The 14,846-nt window shown below is 72.2% G+C and carries 16 protein-coding genes; 3 read left to right on the top strand and 13 right to left on the bottom strand.

Annotation, left to right across the window (positions count from 1 at the left end; translation table 11 throughout):
- Positions 1-7 precede the first annotated feature (7 nt).
- Together panC and ACGFIK_RS18445 are read right to left on the bottom strand one after the other, a co-directional pair.
- Positions 8-856: a pantoate--beta-alanine ligase gene (gene panC / locus ACGFIK_RS18440; protein WP_327023777.1), complete on the bottom strand. Its 849-nt coding sequence runs from the start codon at positions 854-856 to the stop codon at positions 8-10.
- A gap of 26 nt (positions 857-882) precedes the next feature.
- Positions 883-1,836 (bottom strand): DUF2520 domain-containing protein, encoded by a 954-nt coding sequence (locus ACGFIK_RS18445; protein WP_327023776.1) that lies wholly within the window; start codon positions 1,834-1,836, stop codon positions 883-885.
- A 158-nt stretch (positions 1,837-1,994) separates the two neighbouring features.
- Here ACGFIK_RS18445 and ACGFIK_RS18450 point away from each other — a divergent pair, with 158 nt between their 5' ends.
- On the top strand, positions 1,995-3,368 hold the full coding sequence (locus tag ACGFIK_RS18450; protein ID WP_327023775.1) for an SAM-dependent methyltransferase: 1,374 nt from the start codon (positions 1,995-1,997) through the stop codon (positions 3,366-3,368).
- 18 nt (positions 3,369-3,386) lie between these two features.
- Positions 3,387-4,568 carry an NADH-quinone oxidoreductase subunit D gene (locus ACGFIK_RS18455; RefSeq protein ID WP_327023774.1) on the top strand — a complete coding sequence of 394 codons (1,182 nt, stop codon included), beginning with the start codon at positions 3,387-3,389 and terminating at the stop codon, positions 4,566-4,568.
- Positions 4,569-4,613: 45 nt separating this feature from the next.
- On the opposite strand, the gene ACGFIK_RS18460 is transcribed toward ACGFIK_RS18455, so the two are convergent.
- From ACGFIK_RS18460 to ACGFIK_RS18475, 4 genes are all read right to left on the bottom strand, one after another.
- A complete protein-coding gene (locus tag ACGFIK_RS18460; RefSeq protein ID WP_327023773.1) occupies positions 4,614-6,176 on the bottom strand; it encodes a hypothetical protein in 1,563 nt (520 codons plus the stop codon).
- 147 nt (positions 6,177-6,323) lie between these two features.
- Positions 6,324-7,307, bottom strand: coding sequence for a glycine betaine ABC transporter substrate-binding protein (locus ACGFIK_RS18465; RefSeq protein ID WP_327023772.1), 984 nt, complete (start codon positions 7,305-7,307; stop codon positions 6,324-6,326).
- A gap of 218 nt (positions 7,308-7,525) precedes the next feature.
- Complete coding sequence (locus ACGFIK_RS18470) at positions 7,526-8,248, bottom strand: ABC transporter permease (protein ID WP_327023771.1); 723 nt, start codon at positions 8,246-8,248, stop codon at positions 7,526-7,528.
- Between the two features lie 34 nt (positions 8,249-8,282).
- A complete protein-coding gene (locus ACGFIK_RS18475) occupies positions 8,283-8,969 on the bottom strand; it encodes an ABC transporter permease (RefSeq protein ID WP_327023770.1) in 687 nt (228 codons plus the stop codon).
- A 2-nt stretch (positions 8,970-8,971) separates the two neighbouring features.
- Between ACGFIK_RS18475 and ACGFIK_RS18480 the strand changes: the two genes are divergently transcribed.
- A complete protein-coding gene (locus tag ACGFIK_RS18480; protein ID WP_327023769.1) occupies positions 8,972-9,970 on the top strand; it encodes an ABC transporter ATP-binding protein in 999 nt (332 codons plus the stop codon).
- Positions 9,971-10,036: 66 nt separating this feature from the next.
- Here ACGFIK_RS18480 and ACGFIK_RS18485 read toward each other — a convergent pair whose 3' ends face one another.
- The 7 genes from ACGFIK_RS18485 to folP form a co-directional block, all read right to left on the bottom strand.
- Positions 10,037-10,528 (bottom strand): hypothetical protein, encoded by a 492-nt coding sequence (locus tag ACGFIK_RS18485; protein WP_327023768.1) that lies wholly within the window; start codon positions 10,526-10,528, stop codon positions 10,037-10,039.
- 114 nt (positions 10,529-10,642) lie between these two features.
- Positions 10,643-10,948, bottom strand: a complete 306-nt coding sequence (locus ACGFIK_RS18490) for a hypothetical protein (protein ID WP_327023767.1) — start codon at positions 10,946-10,948, stop codon at positions 10,643-10,645.
- A gap of 60 nt (positions 10,949-11,008) precedes the next feature.
- Entirely contained in the window at positions 11,009-12,229 is a 1,221-nt protein-coding gene (locus tag ACGFIK_RS18495) for an ABC transporter permease (RefSeq protein ID WP_327027383.1), read from the bottom strand.
- Between the two features lie 131 nt (positions 12,230-12,360).
- The gene (locus ACGFIK_RS18500) at positions 12,361-12,846 is read right to left on the bottom strand and encodes a DUF3180 domain-containing protein (protein ID WP_393340340.1); all 486 of its coding nucleotides are present in this window, start codon (positions 12,844-12,846) and stop codon (positions 12,361-12,363) included.
- Between the two features lie 103 nt (positions 12,847-12,949).
- A complete protein-coding gene (folK, locus tag ACGFIK_RS18505; protein ID WP_327023765.1) occupies positions 12,950-13,477 on the bottom strand; it encodes a 2-amino-4-hydroxy-6-hydroxymethyldihydropteridine diphosphokinase in 528 nt (175 codons plus the stop codon).
- Positions 13,474-13,833 carry a dihydroneopterin aldolase gene (folB, locus tag ACGFIK_RS18510; protein ID WP_327023764.1) on the bottom strand — a complete coding sequence of 120 codons (360 nt, stop codon included), beginning with the start codon at positions 13,831-13,833 and terminating at the stop codon, positions 13,474-13,476. The genes folK and folB overlap by 4 nt, the downstream gene beginning before the upstream one ends.
- Positions 13,830-14,741 carry a dihydropteroate synthase gene (gene folP / locus ACGFIK_RS18515; protein WP_327023763.1) on the bottom strand — a complete coding sequence of 304 codons (912 nt, stop codon included), beginning with the start codon at positions 14,739-14,741 and terminating at the stop codon, positions 13,830-13,832. The genes folB and folP overlap by 4 nt, the downstream gene beginning before the upstream one ends.
- Positions 14,742-14,846: the final 105 nt, after the last annotated feature.

Consider the following 14,846-nt stretch of genomic DNA (forward strand, 5'->3'; position numbering starts at 1 on the left):
GGTCTGGTCAGGACGCCGGGTGCAGCAGGACGGGCGCGTTGTCGATCAGTCGGGTCTGACCCACCCAGGCGGCGACGAGCAGCCGGGCCGGCCCCTGGACCGGCCCCGGTTCCAGCTCGGGGTCGGTGAGGACCAGGTAGTCGAGCCGGGCCCCGGGTTCACCGGCACCGAAGGCGGCGTGCGCGGCCGTCAGCACCGCCCCGGCGTCGCGGCCCGCCTCGGCGGCCTCCGCCCCGGCCCGCAGGGCCCGGGACAGGCTGAGCGCCACCTGCCGCTCGGTGTCGGAGAGGTAGCGGTTGCGGCTGGACAGGGCCAACCCGTCGGGCTCCCGGACGGTGGGTACGCCGACCACCTCGACCGGCACCTCCAGGTCCCGACACATCCGCCGGACCAGGGTCAGCTGCTGGTAGTCCTTCTCGCCGAAGAAGGTCAGGTCGGGCCGGGTGAGTTGGAGCAGCTTCAGCACCACGGTGAGCACCCCGTGGAAGAAGCCGGGCCGACTCAGCCCCTCCAGGTCCTCGCCCAGAGGACCCGGGTCCAGCCGTACCTGGGGTGCCCCCTCGGGATACATGTCCGACACCGCCGGGGCGAAGACCAGGTCGGCACCGGCCCGCCGGCACACCTCGAGGTCAGCCTCCAGGGTCCGGGGGTAGCGGTCGAAGTCCTCGTTCGGACCGAACTGGAGGGGGTTCACGAAGACCGTGACGATCACGTGATCGGCCCGCTCCCGGGCGGCCCGCAGCAGGGCCTCGTGGCCCTCGTGCAGGGCACCCATGGTCATCACCACCCCCACCCTTCCGGTCAGGGCGGACCGGGCCTCGGCCAACTCGGCACGGGTGTGCACGAGCCTCGTCACGCGATCCATGTCGTTCACCAATCCGCTCACGCCGCCACCCGGCTCTGCTCCCGGTCCAGCACCCCGAGCAGCGGCTGCGCCTCCGCCGGCCGCAGTCGGCCGGCGGCCACCGCCCGGTCGGCGGTACGCCGGGCCAACGCCAGGTAGGCCTCCACCGACTCGGGCGCGATGGCCGCCAACTGCGTCAGGTGCCGGGCCACCGTACCGGCGTCGCCCCGGGCCACCGGACCGGTCAACGCATCGTCACCCAACCGCAGGGCGTTCTCCAGAGCGGCCCGCAGCAGCGGGGCCAGCACCTTCTCCGGCTGGGTCACCCCGGCGTCGCGCAGCCGGTCGGCCGCCTCGTTCACCAGGGTCACCAGGTGGTTGGCGCCGTGCGCCAGAGCCGCGTGGTAGAGCGGCCGGTCGGACTCCCCGATCCACTCCGGCACCCCGCCGAGATCGGCCACCAGCCGAGCGGCCAACGGGCGCAGGTCGGCCGGCGCGGTCACCCCATACGAGATGCCGGGCAGCCGACTGAGGTCGTCCGGGGTACCCGTGAAGGTCATCGCCGGGTGCAGGGCCAACGGACGGGCACCCACCGCGGCGGCCGGGGCCAGCACCCCCAGACCATGGGCCCCGGAGGTGTGCGCGACCACCTGACCGGGCCGCAGGGCCCCCTGCGCGGCCAGGTCGGCCACCACCCCGGCCAGGGCGTCATCCGGTACGGCGATCAGCAGCAGGTCGGTGGCCGCCCGAGCTACCTCGCAGGCCCGGCGGCGGGAGACCGTCGGCAGCAGCAGCGCCACCCGGGCCTGAGAGGCCCCGGAACTGCCGGTCGTGGCTACCACCCGGTGACCTGCGGCGGTAAGCGCGGCACCCAGGGTGGCTCCGACCCGTCCGGCGCCGATCACGCCGACGGTGAGAGCGGCATGATTGGCAGACGGCACGGTCGCGGACCGCCGACGGGCGGCCGGATACGTGCGCAAGGGTGCGCTCATGTCACGATCCAGTCCTCGAGATGGGTACCGGTCGAAGCAAGTATGTGTCGCTGACACGGATCCGAAACAAGGATGTGTGAAATCGTTCACCGCCGTTGGATCGGCGCGGTGGAAGCGCCGAGAGCGAGGACCGAATGGCAATGCGTTGGCATCAGGCGATGCAGCGGGCACTGTACGGGCCGGACGGCTTCTTCGTCTCCGGCGCGGGGCCGGCGGCGCACTTCCGTACCAGCGTGCACGCCTCTCCGGTCTTCGCTGGGGCGTTGCTCCGGTTGATCCGTCATCTCGACGGGGTGCTCGGTCATCCTGCTGTCTTCGATGTGGTCGACGTGGGGGCGGGGCGGGGGGAGTTGGTTCGGGCGCTGTCCGTGGGGGTTTCCGGGGAGCCCACCCGCGCAGGAATCAAGCCTGACCGCCCGGAGCGGGTGGGCTCCCCGGAAACCCTGACCACCACGACCACCGTCCGACCCTCACCCCTCAACCCTTCGAAGATCACGACGGGGTACGGCGGCGACAGCTGCGCGTCGGATCTCAGCGGGGGTGGGTCGGTGCCGTTGGTTGAGCGGGTGCGGTTCACTGCTGTCGAGTTGGCTCCGCGACCCGATGACCTGCCCGAACAGATCCGCTGGACCGACCGGATTCCCGCTGGTATCACGGGTCTGCTCCTGGCTACCGAGTGGCTCGACAACGTCCCGCTGGACCTCGCCGTGCACACCGGAACCGGCTGGCACTACCTGCTCGTCGACCCCACCTCCGGCGAGGAGACGATCGGCACCCCACTCAGCCGAGCAGACCTCGACTGGCTCTCCACCTGGTGGCCCAGCCCTCTCGCCGCGACCACCCAGCCAGCCCCGACCGATCGGCAGTCGGCGAACCCTGTGACGGACCCTTCCTCCCCACCCGCGACCGCACCAGACCCTGACAGCTCGACCGGGTCGGGTTTCCGGGCAGCCCGACCGGCGCAGGGATCAAGCCTGACCGCCCGGAGCCGGTCGGGCTGCCCGGAAACCCAAACGGACCGCACCCCCACGGACCGCGCACGAGTGGAGATCGGCAGGACCAGGGACGAAGCCTGGGCGGACGCGGTCGGCCACGTCGAACGAGGCCTGGCGTTGGCGGTGGACTACGGCCATCTGCGGGCGACCAGACCGGTGGACGGAACCTTGACCGGGTACCGGGCCGGGCGGCAGGTGCCACCGGTGCCGGACGGGTCGTGTGACGTCACCGCGCACGTGGCCATGGACTCGGTCGCCTCCGCCGGTGAGCGGGTCGCCCGGTGTGCGTACGCCCTGGGGTCGCAGCGGGACGGGCTGCGGGCGCTCGGGGCCGACGGGGGGCGACCGCCGCTGAGCCTGGCCGCCCACGACCCGGCCGGGTACGTGCGGGCGCTGGCGGCGGCCTCGGCGGCGGCCGAGCTGACCGACCCGGCCGGACTCGGCGGGCACTGGTGGCTGTGGCAGCCGGTCGGCCTGCCCACCGACCGGCTGCTGCCCGGGGTGTTCGGGCCGATCGACACCGCTGCGCCGTCCTGACCGGCCGGTCATGGCACGATGGCGGGCATGACCACGGGCGACCTGCGTGAGCTGACCGTCGGCACCGGAGCTGGGCTGGTGGCGGGCACCGGCGGGGAGCAGCTCGGCACGGACATGGTGCTCAACATCGGACCCCAGCACCCTTCCACCCACGGGGTGCTGCGGCTGAAGCTGGTCCTGGACGGCGAACGGGTGATCTCCGCCGAGCCGATCGTCGGGTACATGCACCGGGGCGCGGAGAAGCTGTTCGAGGTACGCGACTATCGGCAGATCATCGTGCTGGCCAACCGGCACGACTGGCTCTCGGCGTTCGCCAACGAGCTGGGCGTGGTGCTGGCCGTGGAACGGCTGATGGGCATGGAGGTGCCGGAGCGGGCGACCTGGCTGCGGATGGCCCTGGCCGAGTTGAACCGGGTGCTCAACCACCTGATGTTCCTCGGCTCGTACCCCCTGGAGATCGGCGCGATCACCCCGATGTTCTACGCCTTCCGGGAACGGGAGACCATCCAGGCGGTGATGGAGGAGGTCTCCGGCGGGCGGATCCACTACATGTTCAACCGGGTCGGTGGGCTGAAGGAGGAGGTGCCCTCCGGGTGGACCGGCCGGGCCCGGGCCGCCATCGGTGAGGTACGCCGCCGGATGCCCGACCTGGACAACCTGATCCGACGCAACGAGATCTTCCTGGCCCGTACGGTCGGCATCGGGGTGCTCTCCGCGGCCGAGGCCGCCGCCTTCGGCGCCTCCGGCCCGGTCGCCCGCGCCTCCGGGCTGGACCTGGACCTGCGCCGCGACGAGCCCTACCTGGCCTACGACCAACTGGAGGTGCCGGTGGTCACCCGCACCACCGGTGACTGCCACGCCCGGTTCGAGGTGCTGCTGGACCAGGTGTACGCCTCACTGGACCTGGCCGAACAGTGCCTGGACCGGGTCGACCGGCTGACCGGGCCGATCAACACCCGGCTGCCGAAGGTGCTGAAGGCCCCCGAGGGGCACACCTACGCCTGGACGGAGAATCCGCTCGGCATCAACGGCTACTACCTGGTGTCCCGGGGGGAGAAGACCCCCTGGCGGTTGAAGCTGCGCACCGCCTCGTACGCCAATGTGCAGGCCCTGGCCACCCTGCTGCCCGGCTGTCTGGTGCCGGACCTGATCGCCATCCTCGGCTCGATGTTCTTCGTGGTCGGCGACATCGACAAGTGATCCGCCAGGGCTCTCCGGGGCGGCGGACCGACTTTTCGCGCCTGGTCAGTGCCAGCGGTTTCCCGGGTCCTGGACCGGCGGACCGTAGCCGGTGTCCTCGGCCCGGTGCCGACGGCCGTACGGCTCCGGCTGATGTCCCCGGGGCGGCTCGGGCTGGTACCCCCGCACCGGTTCGGCCTGAGGGCCCCGACCAGCCTCGGGGTGGTGCCCGCGTTGTCGCGGTGCGCGCCACTCCTCCGGGACCGGCACCCCGCCGGGCGGCAGGGCCGGTCGGCGATCCTCGGCCGGTCCGTCCCGCCATCCCTCGTCGCCGTCGGCCGCTCGACGCGGCTCGCCGTGGCGGACGCTGGCCCAGCGGTCCGCCACCCGGTACTCCGTGCCGGTGTGGTCGGCGTTCACCTCTGCGTGACGTTCACCGGCCCGGTACTCACGTCCCCGCTCGTCGTCGCGGACGGCCGCCCAACGGTCCCCGGCCCGCAACTGGGCCCAGTACTCCCCGGTGTCGTCCGCGCGGGGCGGCCAGTCCGGTGCCACCTCGGCGGCGGACCCCCACTGCGGTCCGCTCTCGCCCCGACCGCGCTCCTCGCGGGAGGCCGCCCAGTCGCCTTCGTCCCGGTAGCCATGGCGTTCCTCGCGGAGCCCCGGCCCGCCGTCCCGGTACGCCGGGCGGTCCTCGCCGTACGTGGGGCGCTCCTCGCGGAACCCGGGACCACCCTCGCGGTATGCCGGACGGTCCTCGCCGTACCCGGGGCGGTCCTCGCGGTATGCCGGACGCTGCTCGCGGTACGCCGGTCGGTCCTCGCGGTGGGTGACCGGATCGCTCGGTGCCGACCGGTCGTCGCCGGGCCAGGGCGGGACGTAGCCGCCGAAGCCTGCCGGGTCACCCATCGCCCCACCATCCACGATGGTGTGTCGAGTGGTGACATGCACGGTCTCGGTGTGCCGGACCACGCCCTGGCCTGCCGGTTGGGCCGAGCCGTACACCCCGCCGGGGCTGCCCGGCCGCTTCCCTGGGCCACCGGGCGCGGGCCGTTCCCCGTAGGGAGCCGACGCGGCCCGGTCGGCGTAGGGGGCCGGTGCCGGCCGTGCCCCGTAGGGCGCCGATGTCGGCCGGTCCTCCGGAGCGGGCGGGGCGGGGTGCTCCACGGCGGGGGGTGGTGCCTCTGGTTCCATCGCCACCCGGGCCCGGCCTGCGCCGACCGGTTCCCCATCGGCGAGTGGGGCGCTTCCGGTCGAGGGAGCCGGTGCTGCGGCCGTCGTATGGCGCAACCCGGCCAGCGCCTGCTGGACCCGCTCGACCTCGTTCAACGCCTGATTGCTCCGCTGGGCGGCGGCCACGATCTCGCTGCGCAGTTCCCGCTGCACCTGCTCGATTTCCGCGCGCAGTTCCTCGGCGTGCTGTTCGCCACCACTGTCGGCGCGCAGGGTGATGGACAGCCCGATCAGCACCACGGCCATGATGGCCAGCAGCGCGGCGAACCGCAGTGGACCGTTGCCGTCGGCGACCAGCAGGATCAGCGCCGCTACCGGGGCCAGCGCCACCCCACCCCAGAAGAGGGCGGTCAACAGTTGCTTGCTGCGCGGATCGGTGGGCACCGTTGCGGGCATGGGTCCGCAGCCTACCGAGAGTTGGGTTACCAGGAAACCGGGGGCAACGGCGACAGTTGATGCCGAAGTTCGACCTTGATCGCTGACCGGCCCGGAGCAGCGAGGCCCCCGCCGCCCCGGCCGGTTCAGCCGGGGCGGCGGCTCGGCTCAGCTGGTGGCGTAGGCCGCGTCGGTGGAGAAAACCAGACCGACACTGATGGTGCCGTTGCGCAGACCGGTCTTGGTCAACGGTCCGCCCTGGTCCAGAGAGGAGAACGAGCCGACCGAGAGACCGTAGGTCTGCTCCAGGCCGGGCTTGCAGAAGGGGCGCTCCTGGCACTCCGGCGGCCCGCCCAGCACGGTGGCCGTACCGGAGCACTTGTCGGCCAACTCCGACAGGGTCCGCACGCCGTACTTGTCGGCGAACTCCCTGGTCACCGCGAAGGCGTTCTGGTTCTGCGCCGGTGCCGGCTGGCCGAAGCTGATCCCCACCTGCTCGCCGAGGGTACGCAGGGCGGTGACGGTCTTCTCGACATCCGGCGAGGAGACCGGCTCGCTGCCACCACCGGTCTTGCCCTTGAGGAACTCGGCCATGGTCGCCGCGTACTCCGGGACGACCTGGATCTCACCCTTCTCCAGCGCCGGCTCGTACAGTTCCCGGTTGCCGATCTGCTGGACGGTCACCTGGTAACCGGCCGCGGTCAACTGGATCTTGTAGAGCTCGGCGATGATCTCGCTCTCGGTGAAGTTGCCCGCCCCCACCGTGACCTTGCCGCCCGGTCCCTTCTCGACACCCTCGGCCAGCCCGTTGGCGGTGCTGAACTCCTGCGCGGCCGCCTGGGCGCTCTTGCGGTCGACATCGACCGCCTTGTTGAGCTGCACCAGCTTCGGGGTGTCGAGCACCGTGGAGACCTTGTCCAGGGCGGCGACGAGTTGGGGGGTGGCCGCCTTGGTGTTGATCGCCGGGATGATGTTGTCGGCGTTCTGGAGGGCCTTGTCGTCCGTCAGCGCGATCAGCTGCTCGCCGGCTACCGGGGCGCACCCCTCGCCCGAGGCCGCCTCGGGTGGGGCCTCGGTGCCGGACGAGCCGGCCTCGCCGCAGCCCGCCAACACACCGGCCGCAGCCAGGGCGCCGACGACGGCGATGGACAATCTTCTCCCTGCGCGCATGAACCCGCCTTCCGTGTCCCGGCGCGGCCCCCTCGGGCCGGCCGCGTGTCCGACGGGCGATCCGCCCTTCGGCCGCCCGCAGATCCACCCAACATCCTGCCGCGCGCTACCGACAACTTCTGACCGCCTTCGTCACCGGACCGTCACCAACCGCCCTGGTCGAAGGGGGGCCGGTGTAGCGCCGCTCAGGGCGCAGGAGGTCAGGACCCGGTCACCGCGTTCGCAGCGCGACCGGCCGCACGCCGTCGGGCGCGGCGCAGCGGAGCTGGGGTGACCAGCCGCTCGACCAGCCCGAACAGCAGCTCCACGCTGACCGCCAGCCCGGCGACCAGCAGGCCACCGGCGAGAATCTGGCCGCCGCCCACCGCGATGCTCAGCCCGAACCCCAGTCGGATGATCTCGCCCAGTCCTCCACCGTTGACGAAGGTCGCCAGGGCCGCCGTGGCCACCACCTGGACCGCGGCGGTCCGGAAGCCGGCTGCCAGGTAGGGGACCGCCAGCGGCAACTCCACCTGGCGCAGCACCTGCCCGCCGGTCATCCCCATCCCCCGGGCCGCCTCCCGGGTCTGCGGATCGACCTGCCGGACCCCGGTGTACGCGTTGGCCAGCAGGGGCGGCACCGCGAACACCGCCAGGGCGACGATCACGGCCGGTTTACCGAAGCCCAGGAAGGTCAACGGGAGAATGGTCAGCAGGGCCAGCGTGGGCACCGCCAGGGTGACATTGGAGATGAGCACGACCAGCCCGCCACCCCGTCCGGCGTGCCCCAGCCACAGCCCGAACGGCCAGGCCACCAGGCAGCCCAGCAGGACCGCGGCGGCCGAGATGGTGACGTGCTCGCCGAGCCGGTCCAGGATGCCGCCCGGGTTCGTCCAGTTCAGCGGGTCGTTGAGCCAGACCACCGCCTGCTGTACGGGGTTCATTCCCACCTCCGGTCACCCCCGCCGCCGCAGGCCCTCATCCGAGCCGCCCCCGCGTCCAGGGGGTGAGCAGCCGGCCGACACCGACGAGGATCAGGTCGAGCACCAGTGCCAGCAGTACGCACAGCAGGGTCCCGGTCATGATCTGCGCCTTGTAGAAGTTGTTGTTGAACCCGGCGAAGATGATCTGCCCCAGCCCACCCCGCCCGATCACCACCCCCACGGTGATCAGCGCGACCGTGGAGACCGTGGCCAACCGCAGGCCGGTCAGGATGCCGGGCAGGGCCAGCGGCAGTTCGACCCGCAGCAGTCGGCCCCAACGGCCGTACCCCATGCCCTCGGCGGCCTCCCGCACCTCCGCCGGCACCTGATCGAGCCCGGCCAGGGTGTTCCGGACGATCACCAGCAGCGCGTACAGCACCACCACGCTGAGCACGGTAGCCACCCCGATGCCCAGATAGGGCGCGACGAAGGCGAACAGGGCCAAGGACGGGAGGGTGTAGAGCACCCCGGTGAGTGCGACAATCGGCCCGGTGAGCGACCGGAACCAGTACGCCACCACGGCCAGCGGGACGGCGATCAGGGTGGCGATCAGCACCGCTCGCAGGGTGAGGGTGGTGTGGTCCCGCAGGGCGGCAAGCACCGTGTCAGAGTTGTCCCGCACGTACTGCCAGGAGAACCACGGATTGCCCGGGTCGGCCCGGTAGCTCAGGCGGAAGGACATACGTGGACGGTACCCCGGCCGCCGACGACGGCCAGCGCGCGGCGTCGATCACCCTGGAGGGCATCGGCAAACGATATCCGGACGGCACCGAGGCGGTCCGCGACCTCAGCCTGCACGTCGAGGCCGGTGAACTGGTGGTGCTGATCGGCCCCTCGGGGTGCGGCAAGTCGACCGTGCTCCGGATGATCAACCGGCTGATCGAGCCGACCAGCGGACGGATCCTGCTGGGCGACTCCGACGTCACCCGGGCCGATCCGGTGCGGTTGCGTAGACGGATCGGGTACGTCATCCAGAACGTCGGGCTGTTTCCCCACCAGACGGTGGCGGCGAACGTGGCCACCGTGCCCCGGCTGCTCGGCTGGGCCTCCGACCGCGCCCGAAGCCGGGTCGAGGAGTTGCTGGAGCTGGTAGGACTGGACCCGGGGCAGTTCGGGCGGCGCTATCCGCACGAACTCTCCGGCGGTCAGCGCCAACGGGTGGGGGTGGCCCGGGCGTTGGCCGCCGACCCGGTGGTCCTGCTGATGGACGAGCCGTTCTCCGCTGTCGACCCGATCGTGCGCACCCGGCTTCAGGAGGAGTTCCTGCGGCTGCAGGCCACCGTACGCAAGACCATCATCCTGGTGACCCACGACCTGGACGAGGCCGTCCGACTCGGCGACCGGATCGCGGTGCTCTCCCAGGGGGGCCGACTGGAGCAGTACGACACCCCGGGAACCCTGCTCGGCGCCCCCGCCACCGGGTTCGTCCGCGAGTTCGTCGGCGCCGATCGGGGAGTCCGCCGGCTGGTGGTCACCCCGGTCACCCGGGAGGTGCTCGCGCCGCTGCCCGGCGAGGATGTGGCCGCGCTGCCGACGGTGGCCCTGGGCGGCTCGGCGTACGACGCCCTGGCCGCGTTGCTCACCTCGACCGGTGCGCCCGCCGTGGTGGTCACCGAACAGGGTCGGCCGGTCGGACTCCTGCGCCGGGAACAGGTCCTGGCGCTGTCGGATCCGACCGGCTGACTCGAGCGGCTGACCTGCTGGCACCGCGCCGGCCAGGGATCAAGGATCACCGGGCCGGCCACGGCGTCAACGACGTCCCCGCCAGCCACCGAGCGTGGCGATGCCGATGATCCAGCCGGTGAACAGCCCGTACTCCGCCCCGTCGCCGGCGGCCTGCAAGGCACCGAGCAGCGAGGGGTTGCTCCGGATCAACGCGGTGAGCAGGGCCGCCAGGGCGGCGGCGAAGACGTACGCCGCCCAGCCGGCGAAGAACTGGCTGAGGGTGCCCCGGGCCCGGGCCAACTGGGACCCCGGCAGCAGGTAGAGGAAGACGAAGGTCAGGACGACCAGGAGGATCGCCTTGAGGTCCGCCGCGATGATCTCCTGAATGGAGTCGGACGAGTCGAACCGCCAAGCGGGCCAGGCGAGCAGTCTGAGGAACCACCCGCCGGCGCTGTCGGGATCGGTGTTGTCTGCGGCCCAGTCGGCGTACCAGGGGCTGCCGAAGACCAGGACGAGCAGGAGGGCGGCGAGAGTGCCGGCCCCGGGTGCGGACTTGTATCGATTGGTGAGAGCCATGGCCCGCTAGTTCCCAGCGGATCGACGGCAGCAAACGCCAGGGCGCGGTTTATGGCGGTATGCCGAGACCGGCCGACCGCCGCCTGTCGCCGGCAGGCCGAGAGGTCCGGCAGGTCAGTGCTTCATCAGGTAGTCGATGAAGGCGGCACGCAGCAGCGGAGCGGACTCCTCGTAGCCGTGGCCGGTCATCTCCCGCCACAGGGCCACCGCCTCGTCGACCGTCGGCCCCACAGAGTTCGGGGCCCCGTCGAGGGCGGCGGCCTCGTCGGCGTTCGGCAGGTGCCGCAGCACCGACCAGAAGAACTTCACGTCCCGGCGTTCCCGAGCCACCGCGAAGGCCTGCTCGCGCAGCTCCTCCGTGCTGAGGACGTCCAACTCTTCGAACGACCGGCCGCCGGACCTCGATGATGTGTCGGTCATGGGCCGAGCCTAACCGCCGAGATCACATTCGGCGCGTCGACGACACCCTTGAACCGCCCACTACCGGTCGTCGGCCTGCCAGATCGGCGAGTTGGTCTCCCACCGGCGTGGCCCCCACGGATCGGTGGGGTTGTCGGTTGACTGGGCGGGCAGGACCGGTGGCCAGTCGCCGACCGGCTCCGGTTGGGACATCGCCCAGCCGCCGGCACCCCCGGTCGGTTCCCCGGCGGCCGGCGGCGACACCGGTCGGGCCGGTTCCGAGGCGGGCCGACCTAGCCTCTCGACCAGCCGGGTCACCCCCAGCCCGACCGCCAGCACGGCTCCCCCGATCAGCCACCGGCTGACCGTCCAGCCCCGGGCCTGCGCATACGCGAGGAACAGGCCGACCGCGCCGACCGTCAGCAGGGTGCCGAACACCCCGCCGCGCAGACCGAAGGCACTGGTGCCGGCCAGCAGCACCGCGCCGACGGCCAGCACGGTCCAGTCCAACCCGTCCGCCGGGGTGACCGTCCCGTCGACCGACGCCAGGAGGGCACCGGCGAGCATCGCCAGCACGGTGGAGCAGACGTACCCACCGGCGGTGACGACCGCGGCGGCCACCCCACGCCGTCGGGCCGGGTCGGCGACCGGACGGAACCGGCCGACCAGCCGGCGGACCGGTCCGATCGCGCCGAACAGCCCCCCGATCACGGTGACCGCGGCGAAGCCCACGAAGAGTTGCCCGGCGATGGCGCGCGGGTCGTAGTCCCCCTGCACCAGCACCGGCGCGGCACGCTGCTCGATGTAGACGACGACACCGGCCGCCGCGCCCAGGCTGGCGGCCCAGCCGGGAACGTGCAGCACCACGACCGTCAGCCCCAGCAGCAGGCCACCGACCGCAGCCACCGCAGCGGGGGTGCCGACGGCGACCAGCAGGCCCCGGTCGCTCTGCTCGGCGAAGTGCAACCCGGCGGCGACCGCCACCGGGCCGATGGCCAGGTTCACCGCAGCGGTACGCAGACTCAGCCCGGCCGCCAACGCCAGCAGGCCCAGGGCGACCACATCGACGATGAGGGCACGCAACCCGTTGCCGCGCAGGGCGGCCGGATTCTCCTGCCAGAGCAGATAGACCAGGGCACCGAAACCGAGCAGCAGGAGGGTCTCCCAGAACACGTAGACCCCGAACCGGTCCCGGCCCGGCTCACCGTTCTGGAGGTCGTCGGCGACGGTTTCCGCGCCGGGATTGGGCCCGACCAGGGTCGACTCCGACTGCCCACTGCGGCCTGGTTCGTCGTACGCCATCATGCCTGCCTTCCAGCGGCCGCCCGGACTGCTTCGACGAGAGGGCATATAGGTGGTGACCGCTTGCCCTGCGGTCGCAGGCACCGTACCCGCGCCCGCATCCGGACGTAACCCCCGTGCGGCGGCCGGCTTCAGCGGCGACCCGGATGCGGCTCCCAGTCGTCGGGCTCACGCTCGTCGTCCGGCCGGTCCGGCACCCGGCAGGACCGTTCCAGCCAGAGCGCCGCCGCCACCAGGGCGACCGAGGCCAGCAGCCCGGCGATGGCCGCCGGTCGGTCGTCGGCCGCGGCCCGGGTCGGCTCGACCAGCAACCAGCCGGTCAGTCCCGCGTAGAAACCGGCGAAGATCGCACCCGCCAGGGCGGAGGCCTTGGCCAGTACGACGAACCGGGCGACCATCAGCGGGTTGACCGGGTCCCGGCCCGGTCGTCGTTCGATCCGACCCCGGGTGTTGATCGCGGCGTACGCCTCCAGGACGGCCAGCCCGGCCAGGGTGACCACCGGCAACCACGGCAACGGCGGCAGCCGGTCGTAGTAGATGCTGCTGATCAGCAGCCAGGCGACCGCCGCGGCGACCAGGGCGCTCACCACCAGGGTGGACAGGCGGGTGGGTCGCATCCGCGACCCGTCAGGCGGTGGGTTCTGCGTCATGTCGGCCGCCTGCGGGCGGTGCCGAAAGGCGCCACGGCACCGCGTTGATCCTTCGCTCGCTGCCGCTGGCTCATGTCCTCGACTCTAACGCCAGATCCGGTCGGGGACGCAGTTCCGCGACCTCGGTCGCCGCCGGTCCGTTGGTCAGCAGATCGGTCAACCAGCCGTGTCCGGGCAGCTCGCCGTAGGGCTGGAGGTCGATCCACGGCCGCAGCACGAAGGCGCGCAGGTGAGCCCGGGGATGCGGCAGGGTCAGCTCCGGATCGTCGCTGATCACCGGCTCGTCGTCGTCGCCCCAGACCGTGATCACGTCGACGTCGAGGGTGCGGGGGCCGAACCGCCGTTGCGGGTCGCGGACCCGGTCGGCCGCCCGTTCCGCGGCCTGCGCCCGGGTCAACCAGTCGTGCGGGCCGGCCTCCGGGTCCGCCACCAGCAGAACCGCGTTCAGGTACGCCGGCTGGTCGGTGTCTCCCCAGGGTGGGGTCTCGTACACCCCGGAGGCCATCAGCAGGTGATCGCCGAACAGCCGCACGGCGGTACGCAGGTTGGCGATCCGGTCCCCCAGGTTGCTGCCCAGGGAGAGCACCGCGCGGCTCATCGGGCCCGACGCATCGTGACGGCCACGTCGACGAAGGTGTGCGGGATCGGCGCCTCGGGTTTGTGCACGGTGATCGTCGCGGCGTGCACCCGCGGGTCGGCCAGGCATACCGTGATCAGCCGGTCGGCCAGGGTCTCGATCAGGTTGACCGGCTCCCCGGTGATCACCGCGACCAGCCGCTCGGCCAACTCGCCGTAGTGCACGGTGTCGCTGACCTCGTCGGAGCGGGCCGCCGCCGCGAGATCCAGTTCCAGGATCGCGTCGACGACGAACTCCTGCCCGGCGACGCGTTCGAAGTCGTACACCCCGTGCCGCCCGTGCGCGCGCAGCCCGGTCAACTCGATCCGGTCGGTCACGGCCGTACCTCCTGGGGCTCGCCGATCGCGGCCAGGTCCGCCGCAGGGGTGTCGGACCGCGGGCCCTCGGCGGCCAGTCGGGGGCTACCGGTGGCCCGCCAGACGGCCAGGGCATCCACAGTGGCGCGGACATCGTGCACCCGTACCCCCCAGGCACCGGCGGCGACCGCCAGCAGGCTGGTGGCGACCGTGGCCGCCTCCCGGCCGCCGGTGGGTCGTGGCTCCCCGTCCGGTCCGGCCAGCAGCAGACCGAGGTACGACTTGCGGCTGGCGCCGAACAGCAGGGGATAGCCGAGGTCCAGCAACTCCGACAGCCGGGCGCTGAGCTGCCAGTTGTGGACGGCCGTCTTGGCGAACCCGAGCCCCGGGTCGATCACGATGCGATCGGCGGCCACCCCGGCGGTCAGCGCCGCCTCCACCCGCTGGCCGAGTTCGGTGCGTACCTCGGCGACCACGTCGTCGTACCGGGCCAGTTCGGTCATCCGCTGCGAGTGGCCCCGCCAGTGCATCAGCACCCAGGGGCAGCCGGCGTCGGCGACCACCCGGGCCATATCGGGGTCGGCGAGCCCACCGGAGACGTCGTTGACCACCACCGCGCCGGCCGCCAGGGCGGCTTCGGCCACCCGGGCCCGGGTGGTGTCGATGCTCACCGGCACGCCGACCTCGGCCAACTCCCGGATCACCGGCACCACACGGGCCGCCTCGGTCTCGGCATCGACCCGTTCGGCACCCGGCCGGGTCGACTCTCCACCGACATCAACCAACCCGGCACCCTCGTCGCGTAGCCGGACGCCGTGTGCGACAGCGGCTCCGACGTCGGCGTAGCGTCCGCCGTCGGAGAACGAATCGGGCGTGACGTTCAGGACGCCCATCACCACCGGGGCCGGGGCCCGTACCAGATCGGTCACGACTAGACGGTACCGGTCGCCGGGACCGCCCCGATCAGCCCGGGGCCAGGGCACTGACATGGCAATTGAAACATGTGTACGATCGGTCGTCTGGGCGGTATCGGG

The sequence above is a fragment of the Micromonospora sp. NPDC048871 genome (genome assembly GCF_043198155.1).
Classification (GTDB): Bacteria; Actinomycetota; Actinomycetes; order Mycobacteriales; family Micromonosporaceae; genus Micromonospora.

Bases quoted from the DNA above. Each gene is read 5' to 3' on its own strand.
- ACGFIK_RS18445 (WP_327023776.1), bottom strand. From the start codon at position 1,836: ATGAGCGCACCCTTGCGCACGTATCCGGCCGCCCGTCGGCGGTCCGCG.
- ACGFIK_RS18450 (WP_327023775.1), top strand. From the start codon at position 1,995: ATGCAGCGGGCACTGTACGGGCCGGACGGCTTCTTCGTCTCCGGCGCG.
- ACGFIK_RS18455 (WP_327023774.1), top strand. From the start codon at position 3,387: ATGGCGGGCATGACCACGGGCGACCTGCGTGAGCTGACCGTCGGCACC.
- ACGFIK_RS18460 (WP_327023773.1), bottom strand. From the start codon at position 6,176: ATGCCCGCAACGGTGCCCACCGATCCGCGCAGCAAGCAACTGTTGACC.
- ACGFIK_RS18470 (WP_327023771.1), bottom strand. From the start codon at position 8,248: ATGAACCCCGTACAGCAGGCGGTGGTCTGGCTCAACGACCCGCTGAAC.
- ACGFIK_RS18475 (WP_327023770.1), bottom strand. From the start codon at position 8,969: ATGTCCTTCCGCCTGAGCTACCGGGCCGACCCGGGCAATCCGTGGTTC.
- ACGFIK_RS18485 (WP_327023768.1), bottom strand. From the start codon at position 10,528: ATGGCTCTCACCAATCGATACAAGTCCGCACCCGGGGCCGGCACTCTC.
- ACGFIK_RS18490 (WP_327023767.1), bottom strand. From the start codon at position 10,948: ATGACCGACACATCATCGAGGTCCGGCGGCCGGTCGTTCGAAGAGTTG.
- ACGFIK_RS18495 (WP_327027383.1), bottom strand. From the start codon at position 12,229: ATGGCGTACGACGAACCAGGCCGCAGTGGGCAGTCGGAGTCGACCCTG.
- ACGFIK_RS18500 (WP_393340340.1), bottom strand. From the start codon at position 12,846: ATGCGACCCACCCGCCTGTCCACCCTGGTGGTGAGCGCCCTGGTCGCC.
- folK (WP_327023765.1), bottom strand. From the start codon at position 13,477: ATGAGCCGCGCGGTGCTCTCCCTGGGCAGCAACCTGGGGGACCGGATC.